The sequence below is a fragment of the Massilia sp. CF038 genome, assembly GCF_900129765.1.
Taxonomy (GTDB): domain Bacteria; phylum Pseudomonadota; class Gammaproteobacteria; order Burkholderiales; family Burkholderiaceae_D; genus Telluria_A.
Window position 1 is genome coordinate 2,118,051 of record NZ_FQWU01000001.1, and the last position, 22,085, is coordinate 2,140,135.

Genomic DNA, 22,085 nt, shown 5'->3' on the forward strand with positions numbered 1-22,085 from the left:
ATTTAAAAGGTGAAATCGAACTTGTAGTTGATCGGATCGACAGGCCGGTCGAGATCCAGCGGATACTCTCCGAATCGGTTGATGTGCTCCCTTCTGTACGGCGCAGTTCCCCTCAGAATCTCCTCGCGCAGCGGGAATCCCTTGGCTTGCAGTCCCTTCAGAACGCGGGTCATGCCTTGCACGTTATGCAGGATCACCATGTTGGCCACCAACTGGTTGTACTTCACTACCTTGCGCTGCTCGTGCCGGATGTTTTCGGCGATAACCCCTTCGCCGCCGAAGAACAGCCACTTCACGAAGTCATTGAATTCCTCGCTCTTGTTGGTGGCGGCGTTGATTGTGCGGCGCAGCTCGGCGTCGTCGATGTACTTGAGCAGGAATTGCGTGCGCACTGCCCTGCCCAGTTCCCGGAATGCGTAATACAGCTTGTTCTTGCGGCTGGCAGTGCCCAGGCGCCGCAGAATGGTCGACGGCGCGATCTTGCCGGCCTTGATCGAGATGACCACTCGTAGCATGTCCTTCAGGTGCAGCTCAATCAAATTCCAATCGATGGTGCCGCGGAACAGGCTGCCGATATGGTCCAGGTTATCCTCACGGTCGGCACGGTAGAAGGTCAAGTCCTTGATGTTGCGGATCCGCGGCATCAGGTTGATTCCCAGCAGATAGGCCAGGCCGAATACCGGCGTGCTTTGCGCCTGGGTGTCGCCATGCAGCGTGTCGGGCTGAATATCGGAGAGGTTGTTGATCAGACCGTCGAGGATGTAGACCGCCTCATAGACACCGCATGGAATAAAGTGGCTGAACAGCGCAATGTACTTGTCTGATACGTGGTAATAGCCGATGCCGCCATAGCCGCCGTAGCGGATGTGATATTCGGACAGCAGGTTCTGTTCGTACATATTCCACTTCGTGCCATCCGCGGAGGCGCTCTTGCCTGATCCCCAGTAGCGCGGCAAGGCGAAGCGGTTATAGGCGTTGATGACCCTGAAGATCGCCTTGTCCAGGCGCTGCTCAGTGACGTGTTTAAGGTTAAGCCAGGCCACCTGTTTGCGCGACAAACCCTTGACGGACCGCGCGGTCTGCGTCGGCCCCAGGTTGCAACCGTAGCAGAACAAGGTGGTAATGAAGCGCTTGCGCGGCTCGTCCACCTTGGGCTCGAATCCCGACAGCGGACCGAATAGCTTGTGCAGGTCCAGCCACTTTTCCACTTCGGTGAGTACGTCCAGAATGCTCGACTCGGTCATCTGCTCGCGAATGGCCTGATCCACCACGTCAAGTTCAGGGGGCGGTTTCAGTTTTTCGGGTCGGCGAATGATGAGGCCAGATTCGTCAATATCGACGCCGGCGTTCTCAGGGAAATTGAGATTGACTACCTTGGCCACCTCCTTCATCTGCGTGCGCAGGTTGGCCACGAACGCCTTAGGTTCGAGTGGCATGCCGACCATCTCGCCGTAGGCATGAACCTCGCGTTCGTATTCCTCCCAGCTGACCAGATGATTGCGGTAGTCGTCGAAGTCACCGCTGTGTTCCACATACAGGTCGCCGGACTTGAGCGCAACCATGACCTCGGAGAACACCGCCAGTTCGTAGTATTTGCGGTGGTACGCGGTCACCTCGCTATTCTGGCGACGGCCAAACACCAGCACCCGCCACTTGTCGGGCATCCAGTCATGGTCATCGACGGCCATGCCGCTATCGACGACGGCGATTTGCTCGCGGTGGCTGGAGCGGTATTTCTGCACCTGCGCGATCGCCCGTAACAGGCTGCCGTCCTGGGAACTGGAGCGCAGGTCGAGCGCTTCCATGCACTTGAACAGCAGGCTGCGCTTGGAGGTGTAGCTGCCTAGCATGAACGGGAAATAGTTGTTCCCGGCGTAAGCCATGTGCTCGTCGCAGGCACCGATCCAGCGCGCCAAATCATGGTCCAGCAGCGTCTCCACACGGTCGACTCGTTCCTCGCCGGTACCTTCCTCGCTGAAGGTTGACAGTACGTCGCGGAAGCGGCCGATCAGGCGCTCCACCTGCTCTGCCTGCTGGAGGTGATACTGGCGCAGCCGATCCTCCGCGACATTGTGCATGTTGCGCACCGTCTTGATGAAGATCTCGGCGATATCGTCCATCGCCCGCTGCAACTGGGTCTGAATCAGCAGCACTGCAAGCGTGTAGCGCTTCATCGGCTTGATGGCCTTCATTTCAGCCAGATCCAGCGCGCGGGCTTCAAGCACCATCTGGTCGCGTTTGGTCGCGGCGATGTCGCTGGTGCTCGGCAGGTCGCGCGAGAGCACGCTCATGTTATCGATGTGCGCGAGGAATTCCGTAACTTCCCGCACGTTCGGCTGCTTGGGCTCGCGCTTCAGGCCATCCCAGGCACTGCGGCCGGCGACCGATTTGAACAGACCATTGAGGCGCTCGATCACGGTGTCGGACAACTGACCGACAACCGATTGGTAGACCTGCTCGTTGACGGTGGCACGCGCGTTGCTAGACAAGCGAAACAGTTCGGTAAAGGCAGGCAGCTCGAAGCGCCGCTGCACCAGCTCTTCAATCAGCACGTTGATGATATCGGCCAATTCCTGCTTGGTCCTGGCCGCCTGAAAGGCCTGCTCCTTGAGCCAGACCTCATCGAGCGGCAGCAGCGTGCGGATGCCGACAAAGTCGCGCAGGTGGGCACGGTGGCGTTGCTTGGTCCCGGATTTGTCGTATCGGGCCAGCGCCGACTTGGTCGGCAGCCTGACTTGGGCGCGGCTGCAGATGTGCTTGATGACTTCGTGCGGAACGCTGCCAAGCATGATGAAATATCCGAGGCGCTGCAGCAGCTTGAGCTGGATAAGCAGGAAGGTCTGCAGCGTCACTTGCCGGTACCGCGCCGCGACGAAGCGCAACTCTTCAGGGGTGGGGGTATAGATGGCAACAAGTTCCTGCTCCGTGAACTCGTCCTTCAAGCGAGGATACGCGGTTTCGTGAACGCTGCTCATTGGGGTATCTAGGCCTCTATGTCAACTGAACAATATTACGCTTGGGCCAATGATACCGCTTTATCAATGAAAAGTTGAGCGACATTATGCGTTAGCTGACGTGCAATTTTGGGTTGGGTGACACCTTATTAGGGTTGTTTCATCTAGAGGATGTAACCCGTGACCCCGTTAATCCAACGATCGAGGCCTCGTATCGGGCGTCCCCCTTCTATTGCAAGCGCTATAGTGATAATCCATGTATTTTTACTAAGAGGGAGATTTCGATATGGCCAGCTCAGAAACCAAGAATTTGCAAGATTGCATCGAGGCTTGTGAAGAGGCAATCCATGCCAGTCAAGCCTGCGCGGCAGCAGACATCCGCGAGGGATCGGCCCAGTGCGCACTTATCAACCTGGACTGCGCAGATATCTGTTCAGCTACAATGAATGCGTTGGCGCGAAACTCAGCGCACCACGGCGATTTTTGCAAGTTGTGCGCCCATATTTGCCGCCAGTGCGCCGCAGCGTGCGCCGCCCACGCAAAGGAGCATAAACATTGTGCTATCTGTCAGAGCGCTTGCGAGAAGTGCGCTGCAGCTTGTGAAAAGCATGCGGCAGAAGCGCACGCGATTTAAACCGAGCGTTCCCCGTTCAACGAGCGGGGCTTACTGCCCCGCATCGACGTCCCAGACTTAAACGCCTTATTTTCTGAAATGCTTTCTGCCGTTTAGGTAGAGCGGCTCATTTAACTGTTGGAGACACCGTGATTGAAAATATCAGCGCCTCACTGCAGGAAGCTAGAAAGGCACTCGACGCACTCTTGGCGGACCGACGTCAGCTGGACCATATCGCTGCCGCCGCAAGCTTCTTGATCGAATGCCTGAAACGGCAAGGCAAGGTCATTACATGTGGAAATGGCGGCTCGATGTGCGACGCGATGCATTTTGCCGAGGAATTAACAGGCCGATTCAGACAAGACCGCCCCTCGATGGCTGCGATGGCGATTTGCGATCCAAGCTACATAAGCTGCGTGGCCAATGACTACGGGTATGACCAGGTCTTCTCCCGCTTCGTTCAGGGCCATGGCGGCGCTGGCGATGTGCTGATCGGGATCAGTACCAGCGGCGCCAGCCAATCAGTGGTCCTCGCGGCGCAGGCTGCCAGACAAGCGGGAATGACAGTGATCGCACTCACCGGACGACCAAATTCTGTTCTTGAGCAGCATGCAGACATCACCATCTGCACACCGGGCGGTGATTTTGCGGATCGTTCCCAGGAACTCCATATCAAAGTCATCCACATTTTGATCGAACAAGTAGAGCGCGCCCTGTATCCGGCCAATTACAAGTGAAAACGCTGAGCATAGCTTCCCATCCGCGCGGAATAACTGGAATGCCGACGGCTAATGCCTTGACCTCGACAGAATTTATCGCGCGCGGTGTATGCCTGATTTTTTGCTCTTGTAGCGTCCATGGCGTTTCCCCCGGGTGCGCTACCAGCCATTCTCGTGGTGCAGTATTTTTAGAATTGAGAGGACTTCTCATGAACGCAAACAAACAAGGTATGCAATGCAAGCACATGGCCGCAGGTGAGCGCGTTCAAACTGGGGCGGCCATTTGATGTCGCCCTCATCTAAAAAATCAAGTCGCGCACGCGCCAAGAAAAACGACTCTACGGCCGTGCCCACGCCATCAGATCAGACAGGAAGCTCGCGTCGCCAAAAGACGAATGTGGAGACTGGCAGCACTGCTGCCAGGAGCACCTCTGTCGAGGTGGCGAACGATACGGCGCAGCGGGATATCGAAAGCAATGCGGATATCAGTCAAGAGCAGAATGTTGAAACCGGGTCAATCGATTCGAGGGAATCGTTGGAAGCCCCTGCGGACGATGGCGGCGATGTAGAGCGCATGTAGCGGGCGCTCAAGACCAGTTCTTGCTGTCCAGGGCAGCGAACGTTAGCCCTGTCTGCCCGCCAAACCAACATTGAATCGTCCTTAATGAATCGCGCTATTTGGTGATCGTTGCTTTGGATACCAAAACAGGATTCGACCACGCTATCGCGATTTCCTCACGTGAGCATTTGTGCTTACACAATTGCGGGTGCGGCACTACACGCCACCATAGCATTGCGTGGCACCGCTTGCAGGCCTGCCAATGCACTTGACAAACGGAGGAGACCGACCATGATGCGGGACTATGTGATCCTACGAACGGGCATTGCGTCCGTCGCGTCCATGCTTGTCGCGCCCCCGGACGCAGCGGGTGCAAACCGTTACCGCATCGAAGTGGATGTCGATAGACTCAATGCGCGCAGCTTAGCGGCGCTATCGCGCGATCCGCGTGTTGTGGCCATCGCACCCACGTTACCAATGTGTCTGGTTGCCCCTGCCCGTATCGATCCAGTTTTGGAGGCGCCGGGTAAGCTCACGTGGGGTGTAGAGGCCGTTGGCGCCGCTCTGTCAAAGCGCACCGGTGAGGGCGTGACAGTCGCCGTCCTGGATACTGGAATTGACGCCAGTCACCCCGCGTTCGCGGGAATGTCGTTGGTTCATATGGATTTTACCGGCGAGGGCGGGGGTGATGCGAACGGTCATGGCACGCACTGTGCCGGAACTATTTTCGGGCGTGACGTTGACGGGCTGCGCATTGGGGTCGCTCGTGGAACGCGACGCGCTTTGATCGGCAAGGTCCTCGACCAAACTGGAGCGGGAACGAGCGAGCAGATCGTGCGTGCAATGCTATGGGCAATTGAAGAAGGTGCGCACGTCATATCAATTTCCATCGGTATGAATTTCCCTGGATACGTGCAGCAGATGGTCGAGGCTGGCCTGCCAGTCGATCTTGCCACGTCGCGCGCCCTGGAAGGCTATCGAGCAAACGTGCGCTTGTTCGACACGCTCGCCGCACACGTGAAGGCACGCTCGGAGGTGGGCCAGGCGGCGATTGTTATCGCAGCAGCTGGCAATGAAAGCCGTCGGCAGCTGAGCGAGGACTTCGAGGTCGCCGTTTCGCCCCCTGCCAATTCGGATGGCATCATTTCCGTGGCTGCCCTCGGCCAAAGTCCGACCGGGCTGGTAGCGGCCGACTTCTCTAATACCGGCGCTCATCTCAGTGCACCGGGTGTCCAAGTTGTCTCGGCAGCACTCGGAGGCGGCTTAACCTCGATGTCAGGTACCAGCATGGCCGCGCCGCACGTAGCCGGGGTAGCCGCGCTGTGGGCGGAGCAACTCCTCGCCACCGCCAGGCTAAATACCTTTGCCCTGTCCGCCAAACTGGCCGGGAGCGCCATCACGAAAAGGCTGGCCGATGGATTTCACTCGTCCGATGTAGGCGCCGGAATCGTTCAATCTCCTCTTGATTAGCCCAGAATCATTCGTTCAGTGCGCTGCGCCTTTCGCACTTGACCCACGCACAGATAGCGAAGCTTGGCGCTTAGTCTCACGGCGTGGGAACCTCATCGCTCTCGCCGCTAGAGGGACAATGCGCAGCACACACGGTGTTGCGACCACGATGTTTCGCGGCATATAGCGCTCGATCTGCCGCTTCAATCAGCGCGCCCATTGCCGTTTCTTTACCAGGGCGTGCGACCGCGGCTCCCACGGAAATTGTCAGGTACCCCGTTGGGCTGACGCCTCTATTCTCAATGTGCAGTGCTTCCAAATGCTGAAGGCTATGGTTTGCAATGTGAACAGCGCCTTCAATGGTCGTATCCGGCAGGATGATTGCAAACTCTTCCCCGCCATATCGCGCCACCAGGTCACCTGGACGGTTTAGCTGCTCCGTCAACACAGCGGCAACGCGCTTGAGGCACTGGTCTCCGCCCTGGTGGCCATACGTGTCGTTGTATTGTTTGAAATGATCTATGTCGCACATGAGAAGTGCCAGCGAATATTTGTTGCGCTTCGCGCGTTGCCACTCCACGGCGAGTTGCTCGTCAAATTTGCGTCGATTCGCAATTCCCGTTAAGCCATCCAGGCCGTTGAGTTTCTGGAGCAACACGTTAGCCGCACCTAGCCGTTCCTGGCTAACTTGAAGGCAATGAAACGCTTCGTCGCGCTCCATGTTGGCCAGATAGGCCTTGGAGTGATATCGAATCCTTGCCAAGAGCTCCACGCGGTGCGGCAATTTGACCAGGTAATCGTTAGCCCCTTGCAGGAAGCATTGTTCCTTCTGGAAGGCGTCATCGTCAGCGGAAAGCACGATGATTGGCACGGATTCAAGCTCAAGGGTTTCGCGATACCGCCCCATCAGCTCGATTCCATCGAGGGTTGGCATGACCAAATCCTGCAAGATGACGGTTGGCCGGAATCGTAGGGCCACGTCGACCGCATGCAGCGGATCTGTAACGTACTCACAGACAACTCCACTGTCTTCCAACATCAATTCTAGATGTTCAATGATGATTGGCTGATCGTCAACGACGAGCAATCGTACTGGTTTGTCCGCGTTCATTCTGCCTAGTCCTTCATGTGGCGATTGATACTGTCAGGCGGCCCACGCTCATGCGATGATCCTACAGGCCGTTGGCGGCTATACTGGCGAAAGCGGCTGTTGAATGTGGCGAATCAAGCAAGGAGTGCCAATGTTCCAACGAACCTTTTTGTATGCATCCACGGCAATATCCGAGATTGTTGCGGTCGTCATGGTGCTGCGATGGACGACGCATATCGCGCCTACTCCCTTGACGCTGGTCGCTGCCACAGTCGCACTGGCGCTTTTTCTCTTCCTTCTGCGGTTTCATCCGGCTCGAGAGCGCGCCTATACGGTCTATGCAGGACTCGGCCTGGCTGTCGTCATGCTGTTCTTCTTTATCGTTGACCACGTGGAGCCCACAGAAGCCCCCGCGCTCATCTGGAAAAGCGGCACAGCACATTGAGCATCCGATCCAGACCGTCGCCCCCGGAGCGTCAGGCCGGTCCAGGGCCGCGGCAAAACTTAAAAGTGAAACTGACTGACTCTTGCAGTGCCTCGAATGCACCCCGGACTGCGGCATAGGTCGAGTTCAACCGCATTCCTCAGCTCGACTTGTCTGCCGGCGGGGCCGGCACCGCTAGGTTCTTTTTATAAGCCAGCAACCGCAGTGCGTTCACGACAACAAGCAGTGTTGAACCCTCATGGAACAATACGGCCGTTCCTATGTTCAGGCCAAAAATCGTTGCGGGAATCAGCACGGCTACCACGCCTAAACTGACCCACAGGTTCTGCTTGATAATTCGGCTCGTACTTCTTGACAGCCCAACGGCGAATGGCAAGTGGGCGAGATCGTCGGCCATGAGCGCCACATCGGCAGTCTCAAGCGCTACATCTGATCCCGCTGCGCCCATCGCGATCCCTACGGTTGCATTGGCCATCGCCGGCGCGTCATTCACGCCGTCGCCAACCATGGCAACCTTGCCGTGCTTGTCCCGCAGAGCCTTAATCGCATCGACCTTTTGCTCAGGCATGAGATCGCCTTGTGCTTCAGTCAAGCCGACGGTTTTCGCGACGGCGTCGGCGACGGCCTGATTGTCACCCGAGATCATGATCAGCCTTTCGATGCCGAGCGCGCGAAGCTCACGCATCACCTCGGCGGCCACCGGGCGCGGCGTGTCCATGACGCCAAGTACGCCGAGAAATTGCTGGCCCATGCGCACGATCATCGTGGTGCGCCCAGCAGCGACTAGTTTTGCATTCGCCTCTGCCACCGGTACCGGCAGCGCCGAGTTTGGCAGTTCAGAGAAGAGAACCGGTTTGCCGATATGTACCGGTTGGCCGTCAACAAGTGCCTGGACGCCGCGCCCGGTAATACTTTTTACGTCCGATGCGACCTTCGCCACGAAGTTTTCCCCCAGACGTGCGCGGGCGCCGCCGACCACTGCACTGGCCAGCGGATGGTCACTGTGCTCCTCGACGGCGAGTGCAACGAGCAGCAACTGCGCTTCCGTTACACCATCAGCAGGAACAGCGTCGGTAAGCCGCGGCTTGCCTTCGGTCAGAGTGCCGGTTTTGTCGAAGGCGATGGAAGTGAGCGTGCCGAGGTTTTCAAGCGGACCGCCCCCCTTGACGAGGACACCTCCGCGTGCCGCCCGGGCGACCCCGCTTAAGACTGCGCTTGGCACCGAGATGGCAAGGGCACACGGACTGGCCGCTACAAGCACCGCCATCGCGCGATAGAAGCTCGTCGAGAAGGGTTCATCAATGACAAGACAAGCGAACAACAACAAGGTCACCAGGGCCAAGATTGCGGGAACGAATATGCGTTCGAACTTTTCCGTGAACTGCTGGGTCGGGGAGCGCTGCGCCTCCGCTTCCGTCACCATTTTGACCACCCTGGCCATCGTCGACTGATCGGCCATGCGCGCGACCATGACTTCGATGGCGCCCGAGCCGTTGATGGTGCCCGCAAAAACCCGGTTTTCCGGGCTCGTGCGGTCGAAGGCGGCAAGTGCCGCCTTGGGGTCGGCAGCAGGCTGCTTATCGACCGGTACACTCTCACCCGTAACGGGTGCCTGATTGACACTCGACGTGCCCACCGTAACGACGCCATCGGCCGCGATTCGCTCGTTTGGTTTGACCACGATGACATCACCGATCTGCAAGGTCTTGACGGGCACCTCCTCGGTGCCACTTTCACGGCGTACCATTGCCGTTTCAGGAGCGAGTTGCGCTAAGGCCTCGATCGCCCTTCGGGCCCGGCCCATGGCGTAGTGCTCGAGCGAGTGCCCGAGGCTGAACAAGAACAGCAGCAGTGCCCCTTCCGCCCATTCGCCGAGGGCAGCGGCGCCGGCGGCAGCAACAAGCATGAGCGTGTCGATCTCAAACCGGCGAGCACGCAAATTGTCGATTGCCTCCTTGACGGTGTAGTAGCCGCCGGCGGCGTAGGCCGCGACGTACAGCGCAATCGATAGCCAGGCGGGGGAATCGCCGTAGCGGTTCAGCAACCAACCAGCGGCCAAAAATCCACCTGCCAGCAGCGAAAAGATCAATTCAGATTTCTCGCCGAAGGGGCCGCCATGGTCGTGCCCATGGCCTGCGTGGCCTTCGTCGCTCGGGCCGTGCGCGTGGCCAGCATGATCGTGGTCGTCATGGTCCTGCTCTTTGCCTGCAGCGGCGGTAACGGCGGGCTTCTTGGACGCCTCCTGAGCCGAATCGGTGGTACTGGTGAAAAGCTTCGTCGGCCCGGGTGGGGCAAGCTCCGGAGATGTTTCGCCAAGCGCACCGCCGGTACGTCTATTGGCTTCTTTCAGCAGATCAGTTTCAGAGGTCAAGGTACGATCGAATTCGAGCCGGACAGCACCTGACGGGCCAACGTCGGACACGACCACGCCGGGGATATCTCGCAGATTGTCCGCCATCGATCGCGCTGCGCGCGCATGCAAGCTGTCGCGCGTGCGTAGCGTCAGATGGCCATATCTGGCAGTTACCTCAGCGCCAGATGCGTGGATCAACTCGCGTACCCTGGCCAAGGTCAGAACGGTCGGGTCGTAATGCAGGCACAACTGAGGCGCGCCTTCATCTGGCCTGACCAGATGGACATTGGTGACTCCTGGTCGCCCACACAATCTCTCCTGCAGGCGCTTTATACACGCGTCATCCTCATCTTCGATATTTGGGAGGATTAATGGAAGCTCAAGCCGTAGCTTTTCGATGTCGTTCATATTATTTTCGCTTTTCACATGGATTAAAAACCGGCCTTCACCTGGCGTTACCAGCAATGCCCCTATTTGCCCATCTCAGCCTGCAGCCTCATTGATATCTCTACTCTAACCTGGCCTTGTTCCATTGTCGGTGCGTCACCGAACGGGATCGGCGCCGTCAGTTTCAAAAGCTTTTATCCCCTTCGTCAAGTGGCCCCCATCGAGGGAATTAAGACTGCTTCCCCGTCTTATTCGTCGCGCCGGAACAACGTTGAATGCGGTACGCTTTCGCCATACCATGCTCATTTAACGGATTCATGAAAAATCGATGAAAACAGTTAATGGCTCTCCTTCGAGCGAAGAACGGTCTTGGGAGAATTCACTTTCCGTTTACAGCAAACGACTCGAATTAATCGCCTCCAATATTGCCAATGCCGATACTCCGCATTACAAGGCGCGGGACCTCGATTTCAAAGCTGCCATGTCCCACGCGATGCAAGCGGCCCCGCTACCGACCGGCCAAGCCGCCCGCACACTGGCTTCGCCGGACGTCCTACCTGTTCTCTACCGCGTCCCTGCCCAGGGCAGCGCCGACGGGAACACCGTTGACATGGACGTCGAGCGAGCAGCATTCGCAGAAACGTCGCTTCGCTACCAGCTCTCTGTTCAACAGGTCGCCCACGAATATAAAGAAATGAGCGAATTGTTCAAATCTGTCCCGTATTGAGCAGGTGACGATTTTCCACCAGGCGCAGCGTCCCATAGGCGGCGTACATGAGTGAGATAGCAATCCAGGCCGACCATAATGTGTGCGTCATAAAGTGGGCCCCACGCACTTGCTGGACGATCCCCATCGCGATACCAACACAGAGCAAGCTGCCGCCGACACCCCATGCAATGTGAGGCTTGCCAGGCAGCCAGAACAACATGATCGATGCCAGCCAAAGGCCACCGGATGCGTGACCTGCCGGGAAGCATTGTCCTGGTGACGCGCCAGCCGGAATACGGTCGAGGAGCCGGACGTAGGGCTCGACGCCGCCAAACAGCGCGATGTCCCAGGGGCAGTGCGTGCGGCTCATTTGTTTAAGCATGCTGATCGTGGTTGGAACCAGAATGGCACACAGGGCCACTGTCCGGATCCGCCACCCGGTTTGACGCGTCCAGTACTTCCCTGGACGCCAATAGTCCACCAAGGCACACGTTAAAAAAGCGACGCCGATTGTCACCACGAACAGCTTCATGTACCCATGGAAAAATTGGCTGGTGAACCAAGCGTCCCTTAGGGGGAACCGCCCGCTAGCCGCGTCGTAACTGAGCGTGGCGATATCGAGATCAATATCAGTGGCTTGGCCGAGCCAAAGCAGAACCGCGGCGGAGCATGCCAATGCACAAGGCATGAAAAGGCCGGATTTAGCGTGCATGGGTGCACCCCGCAAAAAGATCCAGCGTCGGGTTATACACCTTTGTTTGAATTTGAAGCATGCCAAGTATCGAATGGAAGATATTGTCATGCGAGAGCGCAGTATCGCGCCGCGCAGTCAAACACGCTGCATCGAGGTTGATTCTTTTCTGGAAGCCGTCAGACATCCACACCATTAACGGAACATGTCGCTGTTCGATTGGCGAAATGACATAGGGGGCGCCATGTAAAAACAGATTTTTTTCGCCCAGCGATTCCCCATGATCGGCAAAATAGATGAGTGAGCTGTCGATCTCACGGTGTTCGCTCAGCAGCCTGATCGCCTGGTCAATGACATAGTCGGTGTAGAGCACGGTATTGTCGTAGGCCGAGACGATCGACTCCGTCGAGCATTCGCTGAACATGGTGCTCTGGCATGCAGGCCCAAAGCGCGCAAACTTGGCCGGATAGCGCCGCCAGTACGCAGGCCCATGACTGCCTTTCTGATGCAACACCACAACCAGGTCGCTGTCTGCCGCTGCTATCCGCTTTTCAAGGCCCGCAAGGAGCCGCTCGTCAAAGCATTCGTCGGTTCCACAGAAGGAAGAGCCCGGTTCCGGAATGCTGAGATCCTCGTACTCCACGCCCTCGCAAGTGCCCTTGCACCCCGAATTGTTGTTCCGCCACAGGAGCGAAAACTGTGCGTACTTCAAAACCGCCATCAATCCCTGCTGGGAGCCCGCTTTCTCGTCCGTGAAATTCTCCCGGCCGAGCGACGAGAACACGCACGGAACCGAAACCGCCGTAGCAGTACCGCATGACTGAACGTTGGTAAAATTGAAAAGATCACTGCGCTGCCCCAACATGGGATTGGTCTGGCGGGCGTAACCGTTCAGCGAAAAATTGGCTGCCCTTGCGGTTTCCCCCAGGATGATCAACGTGACCGTCTTTCTTGGATTCTGCACCCAGGCGCTGCTTTTGCGCGCATCAGTTCCAAGCGGGGTGACCACGCCTTGACGCGCGGCCTTCATCTTCCGAACCCCGTTAATCGCCTGAATATAGTTAGTCGGCGCGAGAAGGTAGCGCAACTCACGATGCTGACGGAACACGGGCGCGAGCGTCTTGTAGAAGGCAAACACAAAAAGGGCAAGCGCCATGCAGGAAACTGAAATAATCAGGAACTTTCGCGCCAGCCCCTCACGCCAATTCCCATAGTCAATTTTTGTGGCGATCACAATCGCAGCGGGCACTACACCGAGGAAGATTACCGTCGTCGCCAACGAGTAGCTAAACAGTTCCGACGCCTCCCGCACGTCGGTTTCAAGTACGTTCTGCATCATGCTCTTGTCGATCGTCGCACCGTACTGGTCCGTAAAATAGGCCGCGATCGAAGTGAGCAGGAAAAGAACAACCAGAACCGGCTTCAACATGTAGCGAAAGCTGACCAGGGTCAGGCATGCGTTGAAGAGAATCACGATAATGATAAAGCTAAAGCCGATCAATGCCGCCCCGGACATAGTCCAGCCCCCGGTGGCGGAAATAAAAGTCGTCCAGAATTTCTGGTTATAAAGCAAGCACAGTAGAGCCGACGCGGCCAACGTGACGTATTCCGATTTGACTCGATATTTGGTGAACATGTCTATCTCGATGAACTCTTTGAATCGCCTGGAATCCGAGCGCAGGAAACACAGCCAGGAAAAAAAGGCTGAACGATCCCCCGCGACACTGAAGCGCTTCATTTTCTAATGCGGTTAATTTGGGCTATCGTCTTTTCAGACGCAGCGTGATAAATGTCGTAATACTCAAAATGGCTGCGATGTCATACAGGGCAAAGCCGACCGAGGCGCCAATCGCACCCGTTGCCCAGATACTGGACGCTGTCGTATTACCCCTGATTTCGCTATCCCCTTTCATGATCGTTCCGCTGCCAATGAAACCTATGCCTACTATCAAGCCGTACAGGACGCTGGACAGTTCGGTCGACTTTTCACCAAAGGCGCCGACTCCCACCAGAATGAAACCGCAACTGGCCATCGCTACAATCGGGAAGGTACGCAATCCTGCTCCCCCCTGGGTAGCAGCCTCTCGGTCCCAGCCAATCGGTAGCGCTAGCAGATAGGCGAGCGCCATGTCGATCAGATGAGACGCCACGTCAGCCCATACCAGTGCCTGAAAACGAAACATTCGGCTCCTTCCTGTTGGTGATGCCCGCCACGACGGCGCGCAACTTAGCGATAAGGCTTTCGGCCCTTGACTTTTCGCCGGGAAGACGATTTGGCGTTGGTCACGTTTGGCGGAGGCTCTTTCCGTTTTTGGCGGTCCTTCCACGTCAAGAATAGAAACAAGGCGCCGATCGACACCACCGAGCCGACCAGCAGCAGCAAGTAGACTGAGTCAGGTAAATTGTGCCTGTCCATTACAGAGACTTCCCATCGGATCGAGCAGCGTCGCCATCGGGGACGATGGCCGATGGAGACTCTGCGGATTGCTGTAGTGACGAGGACGCATAAGAGTGCTCAGCCACTCCCTGCTCGCACACACTGTTCTCAAGCTGGATAGTGGCGTGAAAAATCGAGAATTTTTCACCCAGCAAGCGCCGGATTTCGTCAGTCAACAGCGGCCAGCGCTCTGGCGGGTGTGTGCTCGCCAGGTGGACTGTCAGGCTGGCCTTGCCGCTCGAGATGGACCACACATGCAACTCGTGGACGTTGAAGATGCCGTCAACAGCCAGAAGAACCTTCTTGATGTCGTCAACGCCCAAGCCTTCCGGTACGCCTTCAAGCAGCACGTTGACGCTTTCCTTGAGCAGGGTCCAGGTTCGTGGGAGTACCCACAGTCCGATTGCAACGGCAATGACGGAGTCAACCCAGCTCCAGCCGGTGAGCTTGATGACCACAGCCCCTACAATGACGCCGATGGAACCGAGCATGTCGCTCCACACCTCCAGGTATGCGCCCTTGATGTTGAGGCTCTCATCCTTGTCCTTTGTCAGAAGGCGCATGCTGATCAAGTTCACTACCAGGCCCAGTGCCGCAACGGCGAGCATGGTCATCGATTCGATCTCCGCCGGCTCGCTTAGTCGTTGATAGGCTTCGTAGATGATGTACATCGCGACGAGAAAAAGCAGAATCGCGTTGAAAGCCGCGGCCAGAATTTCGAAACGATAGTAGCCAAAGGTCCGTTTCCCGTCGGCGGGCCGGCGACCGATGCGAATCGCAGCGAGTGAGACGGCCAGGGCCGCTGAGTCGGTGAACATGTGCGCTGCATCGGAAATGAGCGCCAGGCTGTTCGTCAAAATTCCCCCAATTACTTCGGCGATCAGAAAGGCACTGGTGAGGATCAAGGCAATCCACAACGGTCGTTCGCCTTGGCCCTGAACGGCAATGTTCGAATCAGTAGAGGTCACGTTTTCTCCATTTTTGTTTTCAAATTGCCTTTGCCAGCCCATCCGGGACGGCAAAGGCTCACTCAACTTAGGCGCGTTTAAGGTGCGGGAGCGACGCCGGGCTTGAAGTTCTCATCAGTATCAGAGTGCCTCGTGAAATCCTCGACACTTTCGTCTTTGCCATGGGCCCAGCGGTACAGCAGAGGGAGAACGAGAAGGGTCAGGATTGTCGAGGAGATGATGCCGCCGATGACAACGGTGGCCAGCGGCCGCTGCACTTCTGCGCCGGTACCCGTCGCGATCGCCATCGGGATAAATCCGAGCGATGCAACCAGTGCCGTCATGAGGACCGGCCGCAGGCGGGTGAGCGCGCCGACATTGATCGCTTCGTCCAGATCCATACCTTCTTCGCGCAGCGTCCGGATAAAGGACAGCATGACAAGCCCGTTGAGAACCGCGACCCCGGACAGCGCAATGAAACCCACGGCCGCCGAAATCGACATCGGAATGTCGCGCAGCCACAGCGCCAGGATGCCGCCGGTGAGGGCGAATGGAATGCCGGTAAAGACCAGCAGCCCATCCTTGACGTTGTTGAACATCACGAACAGGAGAACAAAGACGAGGAACAACGCCAGCGGCACCACAATCTGCAGTCGCTGCGTCGCCGATTGCAACTGCTCGAATGTGCCGCCCCAGCTCGTCCAATAACCAGGCGGTATTTTCACTTCCTTGCGGATCGCGCTTTCCGCTTCAGGTACAAAACTGCCGATATCGCGACCCCGTACGTTGGCGCTGACGACAATACGGCGTTTGCCATCTTCACGGCTGATCTGGTTCGGTCCTGGCGCAAAATCAAGCGTGGCCACTTCCCCGAGCGGGATGTAGCTGACCAGTCCCTCACCATCGGCGCCTGCCGCAGGCTTTGGCAGCGCAATCGGCAGCCGGCGCAGCGCCTCGAGGTCCGTACGCAATTCTTCCGGCAAACGGACAATGATATTGAAGCGCCGGTCGCCCTCGAACATCGTCCCGGCTTCAGTACCGCCGGTGGCAATGGCAATCGTCTCTTGAACGTCGCCGATGTTCAGTCCATAGCGCGATGTTTTCTCGCGATCGATGTTCAGTGTGAGCATCGGCAAGCCTGAGGTTTGCTCGATCTTGACTTCGGATGCGCCTGGTACCCGCCCAAGCACCGTGGCCACTTTGGTCGCCGTGTCATTGAGCACGTCCATATCGTCGCCGAAGATTTTCACCGCGACGTCGCTGCGCACACCGGAAATCAGTTCATTGAAGCGCAGCTGGATCGGTTGCGAGAACTCATAGTTGTTGCCAGGGTACTTGTTGGCTGCCTCCTGCACGGCGGCCAGCAATTCATCACGCGTCTTCTTTGGCTTTGGCCACTCGCTCTCCGGCTTGAGCATGACGTAGCCGTCTGAAATGTTCGGAGGCATCGGATCGGACGCAATCTCCGCAGTACCAGTCCTGGCAAAGATACGTTCGATCTCAGGAAACTGTGCCTTCAAGCCAGCCTCGATTTGCTTTTGCATCTCCAGGGACTGAGTGAGGCTGGTGCCGGGTATGCGCAAAGCCTGAATAGCAAAATCCCCCTCGTTCAGGCTTGGTACGAATTCGCTGCCCATGCGAGACGCCACAGCCCCCGAGAGAATGACAAGCACAAGTGCACTGCTGACAACGACTGCTTTGTTGAGCATGACTTTCTCAAGCAGAGGCTTGTAGGCCCGCTTGGCGTAGCCCATCAAGAAATTTTCCTTTTCGCTCACGCGCTCGCCGATGAACAGTGCGACGGCAGCCGGAATGAATGTCAAGGACAGGATCATGGCGCCAACGAGAGCGGCCACCACCGTGAAGGCCATCGGATGGAACATTTTTCCTTCCACGCCAGTCAGGGCAAAGATCGGAATGTAGACGATCATGATGATCAGCTGGCCGAACAGCAGTGGACGACGCGCTTCCTTCGCCGCCGCGAACACTTCATGGAATCGCTCGGTCCGGGTGAGCACGCGCCCCTTGTGCTCCTGCGCGTGGGCCAGGCGCCGGACACAGTTTTCCACGATGACGACGGCGCCATCAATGATGATGCCGAAATCGAGCGCACCCAAACTCATCAGATTTGCGCTGACTTTGTAGGTAACCATGCCGGTAAAAGTAAACAGCATGGAAAGCGGAATGACCATCGCGGTGATGAGCGCCGCGCGGATGTTGCCCAGAAAGAGGAACAGGATGACAATCACCAGCACTGCGCCTTCAAGCAGATTCTTCTTGACGGTGTTGATTGCTTTGTCGACCAGGACTGTACGGTCATACACGGTGACGGCGCGTACGCCTGCGGGCAAGTTGCGGTTGACTTCCTTCATCTTGACGTCGACCGCTTGGGAGACCACGCGACTGTTCTCACCGATGAGCATGAACACGGTCCCCAGTACAACCTCGCGTCCATTGTCGGTGGCGGCCCCGGTGCGCAGCTCGCGGCCGATCTCGACGTTTGCCACGTCGCGGATGCGGATCGGAACACCCTGGACGTTACTCAAAATGACGTTCTTCATATCGTCAATGGAGCGAACCTGGCCGGGGGCGCGAATCAGGAACTGCTCGCCGCGCCGTTCGATATAGCCGGCCCCGACGTTATTGTTGTTGCGATCGAGTGCCGTGACAATGTCAGCCAGCGTGAGGCTGTATGAACTCAGCTTGGCAGGATTTGGCGTGACGTGATATTCCTTGGCGTACCCGCCAATAGAATTGATTTCCGTGACGCCTTTCACATTGCGCAATTGCGGCTTGATGATCCAGTCCTGTATCTCGCGCAAATCGGTCGGCGTGTAGGCAGTGCCATCGGGCTTTTTTGCGCCCGGTTCAGTTTCCACGGTCCATAAATAGATCTCGCCCAAACCGGTGGAGATGGGCCCCATCATCGGCGTCACCCCCGAAGGTAGCCGCTCCTTGGCTTCCTGCAGTCGCTGGTTGACCAGCTGGCGTGCAAAATAGATGTCCGTTCCGTCTTCGAAGATGACGGTAATCTGCGACAAGCCATAGCGGGACAATGAACGCGTCTGCTCGAGCCCGGGGAGGCCTGCCATGACGGTCTCGATCGGGAAGGTGACGCGCTGCTCCATTTCAAGCGGCGAGTAGCCGGCAGCAGAAGTGTTGATCTGGACCTGTACATTGGTAATGTCCGGCACCGCATCAATCGGAAGTTTTTGATAGCTGAAGATGCCAATGCCCATCATCCCCACGACGGCGAGAATGACAAGCCATCGGTGCTCGATGGAAAAGCGAATTATTCGTTCAAACATGATCTTTTCTCCGCTTAGTGGGCATGCTCGGCGCTGCCCTTGCCCTGTTCGGCTTTCAGGACGAAGCTGCCTTGAGCGGCATACTGGGTGCCGGCTTTGAGCCCGCTCACGATTTCGGTGTACTTGCCGTCGCTGCGGCCGAGAGTGACCGGCACGGCGATGAATCCGCCCTCGATTTTGGCAAACACGGTGGGTTTGTCGGCAACCGCCTGGATCGCGTCGGAGAGGACTGATACCGCAACATCGCGTTTGTCCGCGGTTAACTCCACGTTGACGAAGAGGCCAGGGCGCCAAGCATTGTTCGGGTTGGCCAACGTCACGGTTGCTTTGGCAGTTCTGGTCTGCTCGCCAAGAAGGGTGCCGACATAGGTGACGGTGCCCGTAGCGCTTTGCGCAAGCGAGGTCGCCTTCACTACCGCTTTCTCGCCAACACGCACAACGCCGAGGTCCTTGGCCGGCACGCTCACATCGGCCCAGACCGAAGACAGGTCGGATATTTTAAAGACGTTGGCATCTTCTTTGACGGACTCGCCCAACGCGATGTGCTTTTCGACAATGGCGCCATCGAAGGGGGCTCGCAATTCGAAGCGGTTAAGCGCGCCCGATGTACTGCTGGCCGAGGCCCCAATGGCGAGCAACTTCTGGCGCGCATTTCGCGTCGCAATTTCCGCTTCCCGCATAACCTGCTGGGCCTGCAGATAATCCTGTTCAGCCGAAATCTTTTCTTGCCAAAGCTTTTTCTCGCGCACGTACGTCACCTGCGCCAGTTCTTGCCGCCGCTGCGCCGACAGAAACTCACTGCGCAGTTCGGACACTTCCGAGCTTGCGATGACAGCCAGGAGGTCGCCCTTCCTGACCACCTGGCCAATGTTTGCCTTGACGCTTTCGACCACACCTGCCATGCGCGGCACGACGTGCGCCGTGCGATCTTCGTTGAACCGGATTTCGCCCGAGAGCTGGAAGGCGCTGCTGATCGATGCTGGAGCAGCAGTGGCGACTTGGACGCCCGCAGTTTTAAGCTGTGCGTCACTAATTTCAATCTTCCCCTCTTCACTCTCGAGTTCGATTTGCAGCACATCGCTGCCTCGGCGTACGACAATTTTGGCCGAAAATATATGCGGTTCGGCAATCGGCTGCGCGGATAGCTGACTATCCTTGTCTACTTTGAAGGTGATCTTTTCCACACCGCCCAGTGGCCGGCTCAGCTCTTCCGTCACTGTGACCGTGCTAGGTGAAATCTGCTTTCCCTTTTCGAAAAACCACAAGCGATGGCGCGGATCGCCGCCTTCCTCTGCGAGCAAGACCTCGGCGCCGAACTCGCCTTTGGTGAACAACTTTCCTCCATGGGGTCCGGCCTTGTATGCAGGGGCATGATGTTCCTTGTCACCGTGCTCCTTGTCGTCATCGTGCTTCGCGGTGCTTGGTTTGTCATGATGTTCACCATCGTCATGACCAGCCTTCTCACTGTGCCCCGCGGGCTCCTCGCCGCCAGGTGAAGACGCTGACTTTCCTGTACTTAAAATGAGCGCCAACAGGATGGCGCCGATAGCTAATACGATCGCGATCGCAAATCGTGTCTTTTTTTCGATGACGGGGATGTTCATTTTTGTTCCTGATTGGAGACGGTCGGATTGATGAGGCGGCCATGTTGTTCAACATTGCCTACGACACGTTCAATGTCGGCCGCCGCGCGATGCGACTCGGCAAGCGCGCGGATGTACTGGGATTTCGCCTGGTTCAAGGTGCGTTGCGCATCCAAAACGTCAAGAAAATTGAACTTGCCCAGTTCGAATCCCTTGGTGGCAGCTTCGTACGCACTTTGCGCCCCAGGCAAGATCTCGTTGCGAAGGACCACCAACTCGCCCCTTGCCGAGTCGAGCCGCAGCGATGCCTGCGTCAGTTCGACGGAAAGGCTGGTTTCAGCGACCACCAGCTCGTCGCGGGCTTTGTCCGCTCTGCGTAATGCGCTCAGAATATTGCCCTGGTTGCGGTCAAACAGGGGGAAAGGGACCGATAGGCCGACAATGGTCTGCCGGACGCCGACCTGTTCGTCGCGCTTGCTACCGATGCTGAGCGTGAGATTGGGAATGCGACGGCTTCGCTCGACGTCGGTTAGGGCTCTTTGCCGCTCGATCTCGAGCCTGGCTCTGGCGAGCTGTGGCGAACCTGGCAAATGCGCGAGGAGCTCAGCCGTTGTGGGGTGTGCGCCGATCAAGCCCTGGGGGGCCTCGAGCGTTTCAGCACTGCCGAGCTTGTTACCCCACGTAGCGCCGAGGCGCTGACGCGCGAGCGCGAGCTCGTTTGCAGCCTGGCTCAATTCGATCTTGGTGCTGGCTTCAGCTACACGCGCACGTGTTTCTTCGACAGGGGATATTTTGCCGGCGGTGACACGCCGCGATGCGGCGCCCGTGACGCGCTGCGACAGCTCTTGCGACGCCTGCGCCAGGGTGAGCCGCTCCTGAGCCGCTAACACGTCAAAGAACGCCGTGACCACGTCCGCCCTCAGAGTGGCCCGGTAGGTGGCAACATCCGCGGTAGCGATATCCAGTTCCCGGTCCGCCGACGCGATCCGCGCTCCCCGCTTTCCGCCCAATTCAATTTCCTGATTGAGCTGGACTGTCGTTGTGCGACGATCCTTTTGCTGCCCCTCCCGGAGGTAAGAGACCTCCGGATTGGGGATCTTCCCGGCCTGCATGCGCTGACCGCTGGCAATGTCAATATCGCGACGGGCCGCGCGCAGTCCAGGGTTATGTTGAAAGGCACGCTCGATGGCTCCCGCCAGCGTCAGCACTGGCGCGACAGTCGGACTACCGGCGATGAAAGCCGGATCGGAAAGGGGAGCAGGCGCAGGTTGCGCGTAAAGCGAAAAAGGCTGAAGCAATAGCACCGCCAGCCCGAGCGGGACAGAATGAAAACGCATAGATTCTCCGAAAAATGAAAATGGAAGAATCCGGCAACGTTTTACCGCAACCTAAGCAAAAATGGGAGGGGTTGGACTTGTTGCCGGACTAGGCGGCAAAAATCCATTGGGGGCGTTCGGGCGCGCCGAGGTAGGGCGCAGGCTGCACAGTCAGACTTGGAAGAAGCTCATGGCCGACGATAGAAACGATAACGCGTGTGGAGGCGAATGGCAGCACGCTGGCGGGCGAATGACTACAGCTTGCGCAGTCCGGGTCGCCGCCAATGGTATTGGGGGAAGGCGACCCATCGTCGCCATTCTCGCCACTGCTGGCGGAACCCTGATGTTGATGCAAGTGATGACCAAAGTGCTGACTGGCTTTACCTGTCTCATGCCCGCAATAAGCACTGGCCACACCCCAGGTGAACTGGAGTGTCAGTGCAACGATGAGCAGTTGAAGGAAGCGTTTGACCATGAGGCGATTATAACGTGTTTTGTAAAAAACGAATGCGTGAATACATCAAG

15 protein-coding genes are annotated in these 22,085 nt (G+C 57.5%); 4 read left to right on the plus strand and 11 right to left on the minus strand.

The features are described from left to right. Positions 1–2 precede the first annotated feature (2 nt). Positions 3–2,975, minus strand: coding sequence for a Tn3 family transposase (locus BUC24_RS09605; RefSeq protein ID WP_073214285.1), 2,973 nt, complete (start codon positions 2,973–2,975; stop codon positions 3–5). Positions 2,976–3,716: 741 nt separating this feature from the next. Here BUC24_RS09605 and BUC24_RS09615 point away from each other — a divergent pair. Both BUC24_RS09615 and BUC24_RS09625 read left to right on the plus strand, forming a co-directional pair. Next, positions 3,717–4,304 (plus strand): SIS domain-containing protein, encoded by a 588-nt coding sequence (locus tag BUC24_RS09615; protein WP_073214290.1) that lies wholly within the window; start codon positions 3,717–3,719, stop codon positions 4,302–4,304. Positions 4,305–5,136: 832 nt separating this feature from the next. After that, on the plus strand, positions 5,137–6,315 hold the full coding sequence (locus BUC24_RS09625; protein ID WP_073214296.1) for a S8 family peptidase: 1,179 nt from the start codon (positions 5,137–5,139) through the stop codon (positions 6,313–6,315). A gap of 76 nt (positions 6,316–6,391) precedes the next feature. Here the strand turns inward: BUC24_RS09625 and BUC24_RS09630 are convergent, their stop codons facing one another. Next, on the minus strand, positions 6,392–7,405 hold the full coding sequence (locus BUC24_RS09630; protein ID WP_073214298.1) for a diguanylate cyclase: 1,014 nt from the start codon (positions 7,403–7,405) through the stop codon (positions 6,392–6,394). Between the two features lie 130 nt (positions 7,406–7,535). Here BUC24_RS09630 and BUC24_RS09635 point away from each other — a divergent pair, with 130 nt between their 5' ends. Continuing rightward, the gene (locus BUC24_RS09635; RefSeq protein WP_073214301.1) at positions 7,536–7,829 is read left to right on the plus strand and encodes a hypothetical protein; all 294 of its coding nucleotides are present in this window, start codon (positions 7,536–7,538) and stop codon (positions 7,827–7,829) included. Between the two features lie 139 nt (positions 7,830–7,968). On the opposite strand, the gene BUC24_RS09640 is transcribed toward BUC24_RS09635, so the two are convergent. Continuing rightward, positions 7,969–10,590: a heavy metal translocating P-type ATPase gene (locus BUC24_RS09640; protein ID WP_073214302.1), complete on the minus strand. Its 2,622-nt coding sequence runs from the start codon at positions 10,588–10,590 to the stop codon at positions 7,969–7,971. Between the two features lie 307 nt (positions 10,591–10,897). Between BUC24_RS09640 and flgB the strand changes: the two genes are divergently transcribed. Beyond that, a complete protein-coding gene (flgB, locus tag BUC24_RS09645) occupies positions 10,898–11,296 on the plus strand; it encodes a flagellar basal body rod protein FlgB (protein WP_073214305.1) in 399 nt (132 codons plus the stop codon). Here the strand turns inward: flgB and BUC24_RS09650 are convergent. The 8 genes from BUC24_RS09650 to BUC24_RS26615 all read right to left on the minus strand — a co-directional run bounded on the left by BUC24_RS09650 (position 11,277) and on the right by BUC24_RS26615 (position 22,035). Continuing rightward, complete coding sequence (locus BUC24_RS09650) at positions 11,277–11,990, minus strand: phosphatase PAP2 family protein (RefSeq protein ID WP_083598801.1); 714 nt, start codon at positions 11,988–11,990, stop codon at positions 11,277–11,279. The genes flgB and BUC24_RS09650 overlap by 20 nt on opposite strands. After that, positions 11,980–13,707, minus strand: coding sequence for a phosphoethanolamine transferase (locus BUC24_RS09655; protein WP_229448121.1), 1,728 nt, complete (start codon positions 13,705–13,707; stop codon positions 11,980–11,982). The genes BUC24_RS09650 and BUC24_RS09655 overlap by 11 nt, the downstream gene beginning before the upstream one ends. A gap of 22 nt (positions 13,708–13,729) precedes the next feature. Then, complete coding sequence (locus BUC24_RS09660) at positions 13,730–14,152, minus strand: MgtC/SapB family protein (protein ID WP_073214307.1); 423 nt, start codon at positions 14,150–14,152, stop codon at positions 13,730–13,732. A gap of 232 nt (positions 14,153–14,384) precedes the next feature. Then, entirely contained in the window at positions 14,385–15,374 is a 990-nt protein-coding gene (locus BUC24_RS09665) for a cation diffusion facilitator family transporter (protein WP_083598857.1), read from the minus strand. A 77-nt stretch (positions 15,375–15,451) separates the two neighbouring features. Continuing rightward, positions 15,452–18,661, minus strand: a complete 3,210-nt coding sequence (locus BUC24_RS09670) for a CusA/CzcA family heavy metal efflux RND transporter (protein WP_073214313.1) — start codon at positions 18,659–18,661, stop codon at positions 15,452–15,454. A 14-nt stretch (positions 18,662–18,675) separates the two neighbouring features. Continuing rightward, positions 18,676–20,265: an efflux RND transporter periplasmic adaptor subunit gene (locus BUC24_RS09675; RefSeq protein ID WP_073214317.1), complete on the minus strand. Its 1,590-nt coding sequence runs from the start codon at positions 20,263–20,265 to the stop codon at positions 18,676–18,678. Next, positions 20,262–21,581 (minus strand): TolC family protein, encoded by a 1,320-nt coding sequence (locus BUC24_RS09680; protein WP_073214320.1) that lies wholly within the window; start codon positions 21,579–21,581, stop codon positions 20,262–20,264. The genes BUC24_RS09675 and BUC24_RS09680 overlap by 4 nt, the downstream gene beginning before the upstream one ends. Positions 21,582–21,669: 88 nt before the next feature. Continuing rightward, positions 21,670–22,035 carry a DUF2946 family protein gene (locus tag BUC24_RS26615; protein ID WP_143167447.1) on the minus strand — a complete coding sequence of 122 codons (366 nt, stop codon included), beginning with the start codon at positions 22,033–22,035 and terminating at the stop codon, positions 21,670–21,672. Positions 22,036–22,085: the final 50 nt, after the last annotated feature.